The organism is Martelella alba (assembly GCF_005217455.1).
Taxonomy (GTDB): domain Bacteria; phylum Pseudomonadota; class Gammaproteobacteria; order Enterobacterales; family Enterobacteriaceae; genus Acerihabitans.
Window position 1 is genome coordinate 258,804 of sequence record NZ_SZPQ01000002.1, and the last position, 15,954, is coordinate 274,757.

At 59.0% G+C, this 15,954-nt stretch carries 15 protein-coding genes; 6 read left to right on the forward strand and 9 right to left on the reverse strand.

Annotation, left to right across the window (positions count from 1 at the left end; translation table 11 throughout):
• Positions 1-108 precede the first annotated feature (108 nt).
• The 6 genes from ruvB to aspS form a co-directional block, all read right to left on the reverse strand.
• Positions 109-1,125, reverse strand: coding sequence for a Holliday junction branch migration DNA helicase RuvB (gene ruvB / locus FCN80_RS03575; protein ID WP_136988514.1), 1,017 nt, complete (start codon positions 1,123-1,125; stop codon positions 109-111).
• A gap of 8 nt (positions 1,126-1,133) precedes the next feature.
• Positions 1,134-1,751 (reverse strand): Holliday junction branch migration protein RuvA, encoded by a 618-nt coding sequence (gene ruvA, locus FCN80_RS03580; RefSeq protein WP_136988515.1) that lies wholly within the window; start codon positions 1,749-1,751, stop codon positions 1,134-1,136.
• A gap of 170 nt (positions 1,752-1,921) precedes the next feature.
• Entirely contained in the window at positions 1,922-2,443 is a 522-nt protein-coding gene (gene ruvC / locus FCN80_RS03585; protein WP_136988516.1) for a crossover junction endodeoxyribonuclease RuvC, read from the reverse strand.
• Positions 2,444-2,486: 43 nt separating this feature from the next.
• A complete protein-coding gene (locus FCN80_RS03590) occupies positions 2,487-3,230 on the reverse strand; it encodes a YebC/PmpR family DNA-binding transcriptional regulator (RefSeq protein WP_136988517.1) in 744 nt (247 codons plus the stop codon).
• Positions 3,231-3,253: 23 nt separating this feature from the next.
• A complete protein-coding gene (gene nudB, locus FCN80_RS03595) occupies positions 3,254-3,697 on the reverse strand; it encodes a dihydroneopterin triphosphate diphosphatase (RefSeq protein WP_136988518.1) in 444 nt (147 codons plus the stop codon).
• Entirely contained in the window at positions 3,698-5,488 is a 1,791-nt protein-coding gene (gene aspS, locus FCN80_RS03600) for an aspartate--tRNA ligase (protein WP_136988519.1), read from the reverse strand.
• Positions 5,489-5,848: 360 nt separating this feature from the next.
• Here aspS and FCN80_RS03605 point away from each other — a divergent pair, with 360 nt between their 5' ends.
• From FCN80_RS03605 to cmoB, 4 genes are all read left to right on the forward strand, one after another.
• Positions 5,849-6,430: a hydrolase gene (locus FCN80_RS03605; RefSeq protein WP_136988520.1), complete on the forward strand. Its 582-nt coding sequence runs from the start codon at positions 5,849-5,851 to the stop codon at positions 6,428-6,430.
• A 42-nt stretch (positions 6,431-6,472) separates the two neighbouring features.
• Positions 6,473-7,327, forward strand: coding sequence for a DUF72 domain-containing protein (locus FCN80_RS03610; protein ID WP_136988521.1), 855 nt, complete (start codon positions 6,473-6,475; stop codon positions 7,325-7,327).
• A 141-nt stretch (positions 7,328-7,468) separates the two neighbouring features.
• On the forward strand, positions 7,469-8,212 hold the full coding sequence (cmoA, locus tag FCN80_RS03615; protein WP_136988522.1) for a carboxy-S-adenosyl-L-methionine synthase CmoA: 744 nt from the start codon (positions 7,469-7,471) through the stop codon (positions 8,210-8,212).
• Positions 8,209-9,180 carry a tRNA 5-methoxyuridine(34)/uridine 5-oxyacetic acid(34) synthase CmoB gene (gene cmoB / locus FCN80_RS03620; protein ID WP_136988523.1) on the forward strand — a complete coding sequence of 324 codons (972 nt, stop codon included), beginning with the start codon at positions 8,209-8,211 and terminating at the stop codon, positions 9,178-9,180. Before cmoA ends, cmoB begins: the two co-directional genes overlap by 4 nt.
• An 85-nt stretch (positions 9,181-9,265) precedes the next feature.
• On the opposite strand, the gene cutC is transcribed toward cmoB, so the two are convergent.
• Positions 9,266-10,024, reverse strand: a complete 759-nt coding sequence (cutC, locus tag FCN80_RS03625; RefSeq protein WP_136988524.1) for a copper homeostasis protein CutC — start codon at positions 10,022-10,024, stop codon at positions 9,266-9,268.
• Positions 10,025-10,122: 98 nt separating this feature from the next.
• On the opposite strand from cutC, the gene FCN80_RS03630 reads away from it, so the two are divergent.
• Positions 10,123-11,265, forward strand: coding sequence for a MalY/PatB family protein (locus FCN80_RS03630; RefSeq protein WP_136988525.1), 1,143 nt, complete (start codon positions 10,123-10,125; stop codon positions 11,263-11,265).
• Here the strand turns inward: FCN80_RS03630 and FCN80_RS03635 are convergent.
• Positions 11,262-11,822: a VOC family protein gene (locus FCN80_RS03635; protein ID WP_136988526.1), complete on the reverse strand. Its 561-nt coding sequence runs from the start codon at positions 11,820-11,822 to the stop codon at positions 11,262-11,264. The genes FCN80_RS03630 and FCN80_RS03635 overlap by 4 nt on opposite strands.
• Before the next feature lie 790 nt (positions 11,823-12,612).
• Between FCN80_RS03635 and argS the strand changes: the two genes are divergently transcribed.
• Positions 12,613-14,343 (forward strand): arginine--tRNA ligase, encoded by a 1,731-nt coding sequence (gene argS, locus FCN80_RS03640; RefSeq protein ID WP_136988527.1) that lies wholly within the window; start codon positions 12,613-12,615, stop codon positions 14,341-14,343.
• A 43-nt stretch (positions 14,344-14,386) separates the two neighbouring features.
• On the opposite strand, the gene murJ is transcribed toward argS, so the two are convergent.
• Positions 14,387-15,922: a murein biosynthesis integral membrane protein MurJ gene (gene murJ / locus FCN80_RS03645; protein WP_136988528.1), complete on the reverse strand. Its 1,536-nt coding sequence runs from the start codon at positions 15,920-15,922 to the stop codon at positions 14,387-14,389.
• Positions 15,923-15,954 lie beyond the last annotated feature (32 nt).

Sequence of the window (15,954 nt, forward strand, 5' to 3'; positions counted from 1 at the left end):
CTCTGCCCTCGCCCGCATGGGGGCGGGTTGACGGCGGTGTTCGCCTAGGGCGGCCGCGCGCCAACGACAACGTTGGCATGGCGGGCCGCCGACGGGGCCCGTCACCGATTATGCCTGCGAGTCATCGTCGCGGTCGATACCAAAGTGCCGATAAGCGTAAGCGGTGGCGATCCGGCCACGGGGCGTGCGCTGGATAAACCCCTGCTGGATCAGAAAAGGCTCCAGTACATCTTCGATGGTTTCCTTTTCTTCGCCGATGGCCGCCGCCAGATTATCCAGCCCCACCGGACCGCCGACGAACTTGTCGATGATGGCCAGCAGTAACTTGCGGTCCATGAAATCGAACCCCTCGGTGTCGACATTCAGCAAATCCAGGGCGTTGATCGCCACCTCATCGCTTATGACGCCCTGCGCGCGCACCTCGGCGAAATCCCGTACCCGGCGCAACAGCCGGTTGGCGATACGGGGCGTGCCTCGCGCCCGTTTGGCGATTTCGTGGGCGCCGTCCTCGGTGATAGGCAAGTCCAGGCATTCGGCGCTGCGCTTGACGATATGCTGTAAATCCGCCACTTGGTAAAATTCCAGCCGTTGCACGATACCGAACCGATCGCGCAACGGAGACGTCAGTGAGCCGGCCCGCGTGGTGGCGCCCACCAGGGTGAAAGGCGGCAGATCGATCTTGATGGAGCGCGCCGCCGGCCCCTCGCCTATCATGATATCAAGTTGATAATCTTCCATGGCCGGATACAGGACTTCTTCCACCACCGGCGACAAGCGGTGGATTTCATCGATGAACAGGACATCGTGCGGCTCGAGATTGGTCAGCAGCGCCGCCAGATCGCCGGGTTTTTCCAGTACCGGTCCGGAGGTGGTGCGTAAACTCACCCCCATTTCATTGGCGACGATATTGGCCAGGGTCGTCTTACCCAGTCCCGGCGGACCGAATATCAACAGATGATCGAGGGCATCGCCGCGCAATTTCGCCGCCTGGATGAAAATTTCCATTTGCTCGCGCACATGCGGCTGGCCGATATAATCCGCCAGGGTTTTCGGCCTGATGGCCCGGTCGATGACCTCTTCGGGCAGCACCACACCGGCGGAAATCAAACGATCTGCCTCAATCATCCTTTACCTCACAACGCGGCGCGCAGCGCGTCGCGGATCAACGTTTCGCAGTCGGCGTCCGGCCGCGCCACTTTATTGACCAGCTTACTGGCCTCTTGGGGTTTATAACCCAACGACACCAGCGCGGCAACCGCTTCCGCTTCTTTATCCTTTTCCGTCCCGCCGGCCACGGGCGCGCTCGGCGGCATATCCGCGGCGCCGGGGGCGAACAGATCGCCGTTCATGCCCTTGAATCTGTCCTTCATTTCCACCACCAGCCGCTCGGCGGTTTTATTACCGACGCCGGGCAGTTTGACCAGGGCGCTGATTTCCTGGCGCTCCACCGCGCTGACGAACTGCCTGGCCGACATGCCCGACAGTATGGCCAGCGCAAGTTTCGGCCCCACGCCATTGACCTTAATCAACTCGCGAAACAGGGCACGCTCTTGTTTTTCATTGAACCCGAACAACAGCTGCGCGTCTTCACGCACCACGAAATGGGTATATACCACCGCCTCCTGGCCGGTTTCCGGCAAGGCGTAAAAACAGGTCATGGGCATGTGGATCTCATAACCGACGCCATGGGCCTCCAGCAAGATCTGCGGAGGCTGTTTTTCCAGGATAACCCCTCTTATCCGTCCAATCACATCAATGCTCCTTATTATTGTCTCACTGTCACCGGGAACGAGCGCCGCCAAGCAAAGAAGCAACGTGAAGTATGATAGGTGTATAACACAAAATAAAGGCTGGATAAATATCCAGCCTGAAAGTCATGTTTCTTCCGCGCGCTACTGTCGAATAATCCGGCGGTTTCCCTTCAGGAAAGCCTGCCGCGCGACAAGTTAAGGCGGCTGTTGCCCATCCGTGCCGCATTCTGGCTGATATGGCAGTGAGTGATGGCGATTGCCAGCGCATCCGCGGCATCCGCCTGCGGATTGGCGGGCAATTTCAGCAATACCCGTACCATATGCTGTACTTGCGCTTTTTCGGCCGACCCCACGCCGGCCACGGTCTGCTTGACTTGACGGGCGGCGTATTCAAAAACCGGTACGTCTTGGTTCATGGCCGCCACAATGGCCACCCCGCGCGCTTGGCCGAGTTTAAGCGCCGAATCGGCGTTTTTGGCCATGAACACCTGCTCGATGGCCAACAGGTCCGGCCGAAACTGGGTAATGATTTCCGTGATCCCGGCATAAATCCGCTTCAAGCGGGTGGGTAAATCATCCGCCACGGTTCGGATGCAGCCGCTGCCGAGGTAGGCCAGCGTCCGGCCTTGCTGGCGCACGATGCCATAGCCGGTAATGCGCGAACCGGGGTCGATACCGAGGATGACCGTCATCGTCCGGCACCACTCAGGCCCGCACGGCGCCGGGTGACTTTCTTCACAGGGTTGCCGCCACCTCATCGGAAATGTCGCCGTTGTGGTAGACCTCCTGCACGTCGTCAGAATCTTCGAGCATATCAATGAGACGCAACAGTTTGGGGGCGGTTTCCTCATCCAGATCGGCCTTGGTGGAGGGGATCATCGCCACCTCGGATTCCTCGGCATGCAGGCCGACGGCCTCCAGCGCGTCTTTCACCACGCCAAAGCTTTCCGGCGTGGTATACACGTCGATGGCGCCGTCATCATAGGTCACCACATCGTCCGCGCCGGCTTCGATGGCCGCATCCATCACCTGATCCTCGTCCAGCCCCGGCGCAAAAGAGATGACGCCTTTTTTGCTGAACAAATAGGACACCGAGCCGTCGGTGCCCAGGTTGCCGCCGGTCTTGGTGAAAGCGTGACGCACTTCGGATACGGTGCGATTGCGGTTGTCGCTCAGGCATTCAACCATGACCGCCGTGCCGCCGGGGCCGTAGCCCTCGTATATGATGGTTTCCATTTCCGCGCCATCGTCGCCGCCGACGCCCCGCGCGATGGCGCGATTAAGGGTATCCCGCGTCATATTGTTGGCCAGCGCCTTGTCCACCGCGGCGCGTAACCGGGGATTAGAGCCGGCGTCACCGCCGCCGAGCCGGGCGGCGGTCACCAGTTCGCGAATGATTTTGGTGAAGATTTTTCCGCGTTTGCTGTCTTGAGCCGCTTTACGATGCTTGGTATTGGCCCACTTGCTATGACCTGCCATAACGTTCTCCGAAATAAGCCTTTTCAGGCCGGATAAATAACAAATTCTTCAATCGCCTGCCGATTGCTCCAGGACTTGGTCAATAAGGCGGCCTGTTCGGCGCCGAGCCAACGGTACGCCAGGTGTTCGCTGATGACTGGCGTACGCTCAGAGGGTAGCTGCAAACTGAACCAGTATTCTGTATTGCGCGTCACTCCTGGCGCATATCGGTGGCGTAAATGACTGAAAATTTCAAACTCGACGCAACGCTCGCAGTCCCGCAGCGTCAATTGTTCGGCATCGATATCAATGCCGGTTTCCTCGCAAACTTCCCGCTTGGCCGCTTGAGCGGGGGTTTCGCCCGCCTCCAGGCTGCCGGTAACCGATTGCCAGAAGTCAGGATCATCCCGACGCTGCATCATCAAAACCCGGCCGCTGTCCCGGGCGTAGATGACGATGAGAACCGACAGCGGACGCTTCCAGGCCATTTAGCGTTGTCCGCGTTCCATTGCGTCCTTGCCCTTGCCAACCACGGCGATGGACAAATCCGCCAGCGCGTCGGGATTGCCGAAACTGGGCGCGTCGGTCATCAGATCGGCGGCCGCGGTGGTTTTCGGGAAGGCGATGACATCGCGGATGTTGTCGGTCCCGGTCAGCAGCATCACCAGCCGGTCCAGGCCAAATGCCAGACCCGCGTGCGGCGGCGTACCGTATTTTAGGGCATCGAGCAGAAAACCGAATTTTTCACGCTGCTCCTGCTCGTTAATGCCCAGAATGCCGAATACCGTTTGTTGTATCTCGCTGCGGTGGATGCGCACCGAACCGCCGCCGACCTCATAGCCGTTCAACACCATGTCGTAGGCGTTGGCCACCACGGACAGCGGTTCGGCCCGCAGCGCCTCGGGCGTGGTGTCCAGCGGCGCGGTGAACGGATGATGCATGGCGGCCAAGCCGCCCTCGTCGTCTTCCTCGAACATGGGAAAATCAATCACCCACAACGGCGCCCAGCGCCGTTCGTCGGTCAGTTGCACATCACGCCCCAGCTTCAGACGCAACGCGCCCAGTGCGTCCGTGGCCACCTTGGCCCGATCCGCGCCAAAGAAAATGATATCCCCGTCCGCCGCGGCGGTGCGGTCCAAAATCGCCGTCAACACGTCGGCGGTCAGGAACTTGGCCACCGGACTTTGCACGCCTTCCAGCCCCGCCGCGCGATTGTTCACTTTAATATAGGCCAGCCCCTTGGCGCCGTATATCTCGATGAATTTGGCGTATTCGTCGATCTGCTTACGGCTCAGATGCCCCGCGCCCGGCACGCGAAGCGCGGCCACCCGACCCTTGGCGTCATTGGCCGGCCCGGAAAATACCTTGAACTCACTATCCTTGACCAGATCCGCCACATCGACGATTTCCAGCGGATTGCGCAGATCAGGCTTGTCCGAACCGTACCGCCGCATGGCCTCGGCGTAGGTCATCACCGGAAACGCGCCCAGGTCGACGCCCAGGATCGCCTGCCACAAAGCACGGATGAGGCGTTCCATTACTTCACGCACCTGCGGGGCAGTCATAAATGAAGTCTCAACGTCGATCTGGGTGAATTCCGGCTGCCTATCGGCGCGCAAGTCCTCGTCGCGAAAACACTTTACAATCTGGTAATAGCGATCAAACCCCGACATCATCAACAATTGCTTGAAGAGTTGCGGCGACTGCGGCAACGCATAGAATTTGCCCTTGTGTACCCGGCTTGGCACCAGATAATCGCGGGCGCCTTCCGGGGTCGCTTTGGTCAGCATGGGCGTCTCGATATCCAAAAAGCCCTCGCCGTCCATGAAACGGCGCACAAAACTGGTGATGCGCGCCCGTGTTTTGAGACGCTGGGCCATTTCCGGGCGCCGCAGATCCAGATAGCGGTATTTCAGGCGCTGTTCTTCGGTGTTGTTTTGATTGGAATCCAGCGGCAACGGTTCGGCGCGGTTGATGATGGACAGGTCGGCGGCCAGCACTTCCACCGCGCCGGTAGCCATGTCGTTGTTGATTTGACTGTCCGGCCGCGGCCGAACCGTGCCGGTCAACTGAATGCAGTATTCATTGCGCAGTTCCGCCGCGAGCGCGAAAGCCGCCTGCCGGTCGGGATCGAAAAATACCTGTACCAGCCCTTCGCGGTCCCGCATGTCAATGAAAATCAGCCCGCCAAGATCGCGACGGCGGTTAACCCAGCCGCACAGGGTCACTTCCTGGCCGACGTGGGACAGATTGAGTTGACCGCAATATACAGTACGCATAACGATATCCTTAAATTTAAGCCCGTGCCGTCCTGCCATCTCAAGGGGATAAAGACTGTTCATTATTCATTGGGACTGACGGCTGTGCATTGGCGTTGCGCCGGCATGCGAAAGGCGGCCATTATAAAGGAAATTACGCGTCAGGATAAGTCCATCGCCGCTTGCGGCGCGGGGACCGCGCAAATAATGATTGATATCACCTGATATGATTCCCGTTGACGGGCATATTAACATATTTTTTAACATATTTTTTGGCCGGAGGGCTGTCGGTTCCCCCGATGACTGGCATACCCTTGCCCGTCTGTGTGCTAAAAGTACATTGCCGATGAGTCCGGTTTTTCAAATGACAGGAGATGCATTATGCTAAAACGCGATCTGAAGCTCGATCCCTCCCATACCGCGCTGGTGCTGATTGATTTGCAGGAGGGCATTTTGCCGTTCGCCGGCGGGCCGCACAGCGCCCTGGATGTGGTGACGCGGGCCGGGCGGCTGGCGCAGCGCTGTCGTGAAAAGGGCGCGCCGGTTTTTCTGGTACGGGTCGGCTGGTCGCCGGATTTCGCCGAAGCGCTGAAACAGCCGGTGGACGCGGTCATGGGCGGCGGCGAGCTGCCTGCCGAATGGTGGCGATTCCCGACGCAATTGCAGGCGCAAGACAGCGACATCCGCATTATCAAACGCCAGTGGGGCGCGTTCTACGGCACCGAGCTGGAAATGCAATTGCGTCGCCGCGGTATCGAGACCGTGATATTGGCGGGCATTTCCACCAATATCGGCGTGGAATCCACGGCGCGCAACGCCTGGGAGATGGGGTTCGGCCTGGTGCTGGTGGAGGACGCCTGCAGCGCCCACAACAAGGAACAACATGACAATAGCTTTCAGAATATTTTCCCGCGTATCGGCCGGGTGCGTAGCAGCGAGGAAGTGCTGGCCGCTCTCGCCTGAATCCGGTCGCCATGGGGCGGGTGGCAGGCCGCCTTCGACCCAATGGGCAAACGGCGCGGCATCGGTGTGGCCGGCGCCGTGATCTACATCGGCCTACCGCAATGGCAACATGGCGGATGGAGCAGGTTCGGTATGCGCACCCTGGCCGATTACGCCCGGTATTTCAACTGCGTGGAGGGCAATACCACGCTGTATGCACTGCCGGACGCCAGGCGGGTGCTCGAATGGCGCGCCATGACCACCGATGATTTCCGGTTTTGTCTTAAATTTCCGGCGGCCATCAGCCATCAGGGCGGATTGCGCGATTTCCATCACCCGCTGGCGCAATTCTTCCTCACGCTGGAGCCGTTGGCGGAACGCATTGGGCAATACTGGCTGCAATTACCGGCCGCGTTTGCGCCAGCGGATCTCCCCGCCCTGTGGACGTTTCTCGATGCCTTGCCGGTCGCCTTCCATTATGGGGTGGAAGTGCGCCATCCCCAGTTTTTCGCCAAGGGCGAGGAAGAGCGCCAGCTTAATCGCGGCCTGCACCAACGCGGCGTCAACCGGGTCATTCTCGACAGCCGGCCGGTCCATTCGGCCCGTTCCGGCGCGCCGGCGCTGCTGGCGGCGCAACGCAAAAAACCTAAAGTGCCCGTCCATGCGGTATTGACCGCCGAACGACCGTTAATACGCTACATCGGCAGCGATGATTTCGCTGAAAGCCTGCAACTGTTCCAACCCTGGCTGGAACGCCTGCCGCACTGGCTTTGCCGGCACACGCCGTTTCTTTTTATCCACACGCCGGATATCGCCCATGCGCCGTCGCTGGCGCAGGCGCTATGGCCTATGCTGGCGGAAAAGTTGCCCGACATCGGTTCCGCCCCGGTCTGGCCGCAACAAGATTTGCTGTTCTGAAACCACAGGGCCGGCCCCCGGCGCTTTGTCGCGAATCACGGGGATTGAGCGGGGCCGGCATGGCCGCGCCCGGAAGGGGTGGCATGCTTTACGGCGCGGATCTGCTAGAATAGCCCTTTTCCGTACATTCCCGAAATGACCATGACAAACCGCGATATGCTTTTTTCGGCGCCCATCGCCAATCTTGGCGACTGGACGTTCGATGAACGGGTGGCCGAAGTCTTCCCCGATATGATTCAGCGTTCGGTACCCGGCTATTCCACCATTATCTCCATGATTGGCATGCTGGCCGGGCGCTTCGCCCGACCCGGCTCGCACATCTACGATCTCGGCTGCTCCCTTGGGACGGCGACCCTGGCCATGCGGCGCGCCATTACCGCCGAGCATTGCCGGATTATCGCGGTGGACAACTCTCCGGCCATGACCGAACGCGCCCGCCGGCATATCGACGCCTTCCGGGCCGCTACGCCCGCGGACGTGATGACCGCCGATATCCGCGCCATTCCCATCGACAACGCGTCGCTGGTGGTGCTGAATTTTACTTTGCAGTTTCTGGCGCCGGACGACCGCCAGTTGGTGCTGGACAAGGTTTTCGCCGGTCTTAATCCCGGCGGCGCCGTGGTATTGTCGGAGAAACTGAGCTTTCAGGACGGCCAGATCAACGAGTTGCTGTTCAATATGCACCATGACTTTAAACGGGCCAACGGCTACAGCGAACTGGAAATCAGCCAGAAGCGCAGCATGCTGGAGAATGTCATGCTGACCGATACGGTGGAGACCCACAAGGCGCGCTTGCGCCAGGCCGGGTTCGGGCACGCGGAAATCTGGTTTCAGTGTTTCAATTTCGGCTCGCTGATCGCCATCAAGCCGGAGCGCGCCGGATGATCGATTTCGGGGATTTTTATCAGTTGATCGCCAAGGGTCCTCTCAGTCACTGGCTGACCACCCTGCCCGCCCAATTGGATGACTGGCGCCAGGCCACGCCGCACGGCAGGTACAGCCAGTGGTTTAATGCCGTTGAGCGGTTGCCGGCGTTGACGCCGGCGCGGCTGGATTTGTCGTGCGGCGTCGACGCGCAAAGCGAAACGCCGCTCACCGACGGCCGGCGCGAAGGGATGGAGGCGTTGCTGCGGCAACTGATGCCCTGGCGGAAAGGCCCGTTTTCCCTTTATGGCATTGAAATCGATACCGAATGGCGTTCGGATTGGAAATGGCAACGGCTGCTGCCGCATATCCAGCCCCTCTCCGGACGCCGGGTACTGGATGTGGGCTGCGGCAGCGGCTATCATCTGTGGCGCATGGTAGGCGCAGGGGCGCAACTGGCGGTGGGAATCGATCCGACGCCGCTGTTTCTTTGCCAGTTCGAGTCGGTGCGCAAGCTGCTCGGCAATGATCAACGGGCCCATTTGCTGCCGCTGGGCATTGAACAGTTGCCCGAGCTGGCGGCTTTCGATACGGTATTTTCCATGGGGGTGCTGTATCATCGCCGATCGCCGCTGGACCATTTGCTGCAATTGAAAGCCCAACTGACGGCAGGGGGCGAGCTGGTGCTGGAGACGCTGGTGGTGGAAGGGGATTCGCGACAGGTCTTGTTGCCGGGGGAACGTTACGCCCGCATGCGCAATGTGTATTTCATTCCTTCGGCGGCGGCCCTGATGGACTGGCTGGCGAAATGCGGCTTTGCGCAGATACGCCTGGCGGATACCACGGCCACCTCCCTCGACGAACAACGGCGGACAAGCTGGATGACCAATGAATCCCTGGCGGATTTTCTTGACCCCGACGATCCGCGCAAAACGGTGGAAGGCTATCCGGCGCCATTACGGGCCATTATCACCGCGAGCAAACCCTAGACAAAAAAAAGCCCCAAAAAAGAGGTTGGGGCTTGGTACTTGCAAGCATCACGCGGGTTAGTTCGTGTGCGCGGCAAAAACGTATTCAGGCCAAACGTGGCGATAGGCTGGATAATGTCAGTGCATGCTTCATCGCCGCGACCATATCGCCGTCAACACAGTAGTGGGTGAATTCATCCGCTTCATAGTCGACACTCATGCTGACCCCCGCTTTCCGATAACGCATACCGGAGGGTATGACCTGCCTTGCCGAACTGTGTAGCTCGCGTATGCCGCTACGCTGAAATTTATGCAGATTGGACAAGCGCACGCCCGCTCCGGCCATGATAATTGGACCACGACTTTGTCCGGTCAGTTCCCTTAATAATGCCAAACCCGCTTCGGCGTTCTGTTGCTGGCCTGAGGTCAGTATGCGGGCCACCCCCAGATCAGTGAGTTGGGCCAGGGCCTGGTGGGGGTTAAAGCACATGTCGAAAGCGCGATGGAAAGTGATCGCCATCCCCTCGCTTTGCCGCATGACTCGCCGCATGCGCGGCATATCGATGTGTCCTTCCTCATCCAGAACGCCTATCACCGCTCCCGGAAACCCCATTTCGCGGATGAAGGCCAGTTCGCTGAGCATGATGTCAAACTCAAGTTCGCTGTAGCAAAAATCACCGCCCCGGGGACGGATAATGGGATGCACCGGAATCGTCACCTTTTCGCGGGCCATTTTCAGTGTTCCGTAAGCCGGGGTTAATCCGCCTTCCTTGGGCGCGGAGCAAAGCTCGACTCTATCGGCACCCGCTTTCTGCGCTGTCATTGCACACTGAACGCTATAGCAGCAGACTTCCAGTTTAGGCATTGCATACTCCTTCTCGACGCACCAGACTAACAGGCATTAAAAGACGTGAACATCCGTATGTTGCGATAAATTCTTATTTATCACCCAAGGAAATAACTATGGCATTCAACTTTGATGAAAGTATCGACCGCCGTCACAGCGACAGTTATAAGTGGAAAAAGTATGATAAAAAGGATGTTATCCCGCTGTGGGTCGCCGATACCGACTTCCGTTCGCCGCCCTGTATCATCGAGGCATTACAGGCGCGGGTCGCCCATGGTGTCTTTGGCTACGGTTTCCCGCCGCCGGAATTAATCAGTCTGTTTGTTCAGCGTATGCAGGAACGCTACCAGTGGCGAATTAAACCCGAATGGCTGGTTTTTCTGCCCGGACTGGTCAGCGGCATTAATCTGGCCGTCCGCGCCCTGACCGGACCGGAAGAAGAGGTGGTAATGCCGTACCCGATTTATCCGCCGTTTCGCTCATCGGCACGCAGCGCCGGACGTCCGCAGCGCCTTGCGCCGATGGGCCTGCGCAAGCAGCGATGGCTGGCGGATCTCACAGCGGTGGAACCCATGCTGACCGGACGGGAAAAATTGCTGTTACTGTGTAATCCCCATAATCCCGGCGGTACCGTTTACCGTCGCCGGGAACTGGAGGAACAGCTTGATTTCGCGCAGCGCCACGGGCTTTGGGTCTGTTCCGATGAAATACATTGCGATCTGCTTTTAGAGCCGGGCGTAAGGCATATTCCGTTCGCCTCGCTCAACGAAGACGCCGAGCAGCGGTCTGTCACGCTGATGGCGCCGTCGAAAACCTTCAATATCGCCGGTCTGGGCGCATCGCTGGCGATTATTCCCAACGTCCGGTTAAGGACCCGGTTTATCGCCGAACGCACAGGACTCGTGCCGAATGTGGATGTGCTGGCTTATACGGCGGCGACCGCCGCCTGGCGCGACGGACAGCCCTGGTTGGACGAATTGCTGGCCTATTTGCGCGGTAACCGGGACTGGCTGGCGGAACGCATTAATGCGCTGCCGGGTTTACGCATGACGTCGCCTGAAGCGACTTATCTGGCTTGGATCGACGCCAGCGGGCTGGGGCTGGATGACCCGCAGCGCTTTTTCGAAGACGCCGGCGCGGGATTATCGGCCGGCGCGGATTTTGGCGATGCACGCTTTGTTCGCCTGAATTTTGGCTGCCCTCGCGCGCTGCTTGAAGAAGGCGTGGAGCGTATGGCGCAGGCTATCGCCCGACGCTAGCCTTCACTGGCGGCCACCTCCCGCAGGCTGTGGGGATGAAACTTGATGGCCGTTATGCCATCCGACACCGCCAAAGTGGGATTGGGCAACGCCTCTCCCCCGGCATACGGCGCGCTTTGCCTGATATGGATATCCGGCGACGACAGCGCCGTGTCGTCAAGCAGCGTCAACGCCCGTTGCGACAGGGTATCCGCCGGGCCGGGCAGCACGATTTCAATGTGTTCCCAACCTTCATGGGGATAGCGGCGCGGTCCGGGCCAGGGCAGTTCAAGGCAATCCACCGACCAGCGGCCGACCGGCAGCGGCGCCGGCAGATCAAACAGCGCAATAGGGCGTCCATTGACCAGGCTTTTCCGGAAACAGCGGCCGTAACGGCTCCAGCCCTCAAACCACCGTTGGGCGGTGCTTTCCCGATGGCAGCGCACGGCGATGTGATCAACCCGGCAATCGGCCAGGTTAATGCCCAACCGTTCGGCCAGAAGAGCTAATTGCCGCGCGAACCGGGGTAAATCTTCGCTTAAATCCGCTAATTGCGCTAGCTTTGTCCAACTTTCCATGGGTTACACTCTAAAAGATGCCGCGGGAAATCCCTTGTGGACATTATCTTAAGCTTAAAAAGGCATGGGTCGCAAAATTAATATTATCTTGCTATCTATTAATAATCTAATTATCACCAGCATTAAAACATCCTCGCGCCATGGCCGCGTCATACTGGCCCTTCTCACGCGGACAACCCGGCAAATATCGTGTAAAGCCGTGTCTGGCGCGGGCTCCAGCCGCCCGTGGACATTTAATGCTCAGTATATTCTTAAACCCGAGGAACCCGGATTGAAGTGCAAAGGGAAATACGTTAGCTTCAATATTAAATAATAGATAGAGTAAATGATTATGTTGTTATTAGCGCTATGTTTGGTACTTGTCATCATCGCCGTATTTGCGATTATTCAGCATATTCGCACCAGAAACCGCACGCAATTAGGCGCTTCCCGCAAATCCCGCAATCGTTGACTGTTCTTCCGCCATCACCAGCATGTCTTTCACCCGCTCCCCTTCCGTCATCCCTCAAGCGGTCTCTTAACCGACGGCTGCGATGGCGGCAAACGCGCTGTCCGCTTTTCGCCAATCGCTGACGCGTGCGTCGCGCCATGATTGACCATCGCGATACGCGTCGGCGGTGCCGCCGCAATCATCCGCATACTGACGCGGCGCGCCAATTATGATATAAGCGATGTCTATTTTTGCTAAACCGTCCGCAGCGGCGTATTCCGCCCCATCTTCGGCGCGCGATCGCTTTATCGGACGACCGGCGGCGGCACCGCCGCCAACGCGAGTATTAAAGGTAACACGGTGAATATTCAGACTCTTCTTGCAGAAAAGGTCAGCCAGGCATTATCGGCTGCCGGCGCGCCCGCGGGCAGCGAAGCGCAACTACGCCAGTCGGCGAAAGCGCAGTTCGGCGATTATCAGGCCAACGGCGTCATGCCCCTGGCCAAACAGTTGGGTATGCCGCCCCGGCAACTGGCGGAAAAAGCGGCGGCGCTGCTGGATTTAGACGGTATCGCGGACAAGATTGAGATCGCCGGGCCGGGCTTTATCAATATTTTTCTGGACAGACGCTGGCTGGCGGCGCAAGCCGAGGCGGCGCTGGCCTCGCCGCGCCTCAATGTCGCCGCGGTGCAGCCGCAAACATTGGTGGTGGATTATTCCGCGCCCAACGTGGCCAAGGAAATGCATGTCGGCAACCTGCGCTCCACGATTATTGGCGATGCCGCGGTGCGGACGCTGGAATTCCTCGGCCATAACGTGATTCGCGCCAACCATGTGGGCGATTGGGGCACCCAGTTCGGGATGCTGATAGCGTATCTGGAAAAGCTGCAAACCGACGATGCGCAGGATATGCGGCTCGCCAGCCTGGAGGAGTTTTACCGGGCGGCCAAGAAGCACTACGACGAGGATCCGGTGTTCGCCGAGCGCGCCCGCGGCTATGTGGTCAAATTGCAAAAGGGCGATGAAGAATGCCGGCGCATGTGGCGCAAACTGGTGGACATCACCATGGCGCAAAACCAGAAACTCTACGATCGGCTAAATGTCACCCTCACCCCCAAGGATGTGATGGGCGAAAGCCTGTATAACGATATGCTGCCCGTCATCGTCGCCGATTTGAAAGCCCGCGGGCTGGCGGTGGAAAGCGAAGGCGCCACAGTGGTCTACCTGGACGAATTCCGCACCAAGGAAGGCGAGCCCATGGGGGTCATTATCCAGAAAAAAGACGGCGGCTATCTTTATACCACCACGGATATCGCCTGCGCCAAATACCGCTACGAGACGCTCAAAGCCGACCGGGTGCTGTATTACATCGATTCGCGGCAGCATCAGCATTTGATGCAGGCCTGGACCATCGTGCGCAAAGCCGGATACGTGCCGGAAAGCGTCTCGCTGGAACATCATATGTTCGGCATGATGCTTGGCAAGGACGGTAAGCCGTTCAAAACCCGCGCCGGCGGCACCATCAAGCTGGCCGATCTGCTTGATGAGGCCCTTGAGCGCGCCCGCCGGTTAATCGCCGCCAAAAACCCGGATATGCCGGCCCAAGAGCTGGAAAACCTGGCACGAGTGGTGGGAATTGGCGCCGTGAAATACGCCGATCTGTCGAAAAACCGCGCCACGGATTACATTTTCGATTGGGATTACATGCTCGCCTTCGAAGGCAATACCGCGCCCTATATGCAATATGCCTATACCCGTGTGGCATCGGTGTTCAAACGCAGCGGCCTGGAGGAAGACCATCTGGTTTTGCCCATCGTGTTGGAAGACGAGCAGGAAACCCGGCTGGCGACCCGACTACTGCAATTTGAAGAAGCCGTCACCACGGTTGCCCGCGACGGAACCCCTCATGTTCTGTGCGCCTATTTATACGATCTGGCCGGGCTGTTTTCCGTGTTTTACGAACATTGTCCGATCTTGTCCGCCGACAGCGATGCCATACGGCAAAGCCGGCTAAAACTGGCGCGGTTGACCGCGCGGACCTTGAAACAAGGTCTGGATTTGCTGGGGATCGAGACCGTCGAACGCATGTAGCGGTCCCCAGGCGCATCCGTCGCCGGCCGTTGCGATGGCCCGGTCAGCCCACCGACCGGGCGAAATCGCGCAACCTGAACCCCAGCAATCCCAGCATGGCGAAATAAGACGCCGCGCCCACGGCCACCACCAGCGCCAGCCGCAGCAAGCGGGACGGCATATGGCCCTGCGCCCAATCGGGCATCAGCCATAACATACCTAGCAACGCCGCCGCCATGCCCGCGATGGCGATAATCAGACGCAGCAAAAACAGTCCCCACCCCGGTTGCGGGACGTACATTTTCTTTTTGCGCAGTTGCCAATACAGCAGGCCGGCGTTCAGACAGGCGGCCAGACCGATGGACAAAGACAGTCCGGCATGTTTGAGCGGGCCGATAAAGGTCAGATTCATTAATTGCGTCGCCGCCAGCGTCAGCATGGCGATTTTCACCGGGGTTTTGATGTCTTGGCGAGAATAGAAGCCCGGCGCCAGCACTTTCACCAAGATCAAACCAATCAGCCCAACGGAATAGGCGATAAGCGCCCGCTGGGTCATGGCGGCATCGAAGGCGGAAAAGCGGCCATACTGGAACAGCGCCACCGTGAGCGCTTTCGACAAAATCCCCATGGCGATGGAGCTTGGCAGCGCCAGCATGAAGCACAGTCTGAGCCCCCAGTCCATTAAGTGGGAGTATTGCTCATGATTGCCGCTGGAAAAGCTCTTCGCCAGCGAGGGCAACAAAATGGTGCCCAACGCCACGCCCAGCACGCCGGAAGGAAATTCCATCAGTCGGTCGGCGTAATACATCCAGGACACCGAGCCGGAAACCAGAAACGATGCGAAAATGGTATTGATGATAAGGGATATCTGGGCGACCGAGACGCCGAGGATGGCCGGCCCCATTTGCCGCAATACCCGCCAGACGCCCGCATCCCGTAAACGGATGCGCGGCAGCACCAGCATGCCGATTTTTTTCAGGTGGGGTAATTGATAGCCTAGCTGTAATACCCCCCCCGCCACCACCGCCCAAGCCAGCGCCAAAATCGGCGGATGGAAATGGGGCGCCCCCAGCAGCGCGAACGAGATCATGCTGACATTGAGTAGCGTGGGCGCGAACGCCGGCACCGAAAAGCGGTTCCAGGTATTAAGGATGGCCCCCACCAGCGAGGCCAGCGAGATCAGCAGAATATACGGAAATGTGATGCGCAGCAGCGCCGACGTCAAGGCAAATTTCTCCGGCGTGTCGGCGAATCCCGGCGCGGTCACCAGAATCACCCAGGGCGCCGCCAGCATGCCGGCAGCGGTCACCAACGCCAGCGCCAAGGTCAACAACCCGGCGATGTACGCGACAAAGGTCCGGGTGGCCTCTTCCCCCTGCTGGCTTTTGTATTCCGCCAGAATCGGTACGAATGCCTGGGAGAAGGCGCCTTCGGCGAAAATCCGCCGCAACAGGTTCGGTAGTTTGAATGCGACGAAAAAGGCGTCCGTCGCCATCCCCGCCCCGAAAGTACGGGCGACGATCGCATCGCGGGCAAAACCCAGCACCCGCGAAAACAGGGTCATGGAACTGACGGTGGCCAGTGACTTCAATAAATTCATGGTGAGTATTCTGTTACGCCCGGGTGCCCAAG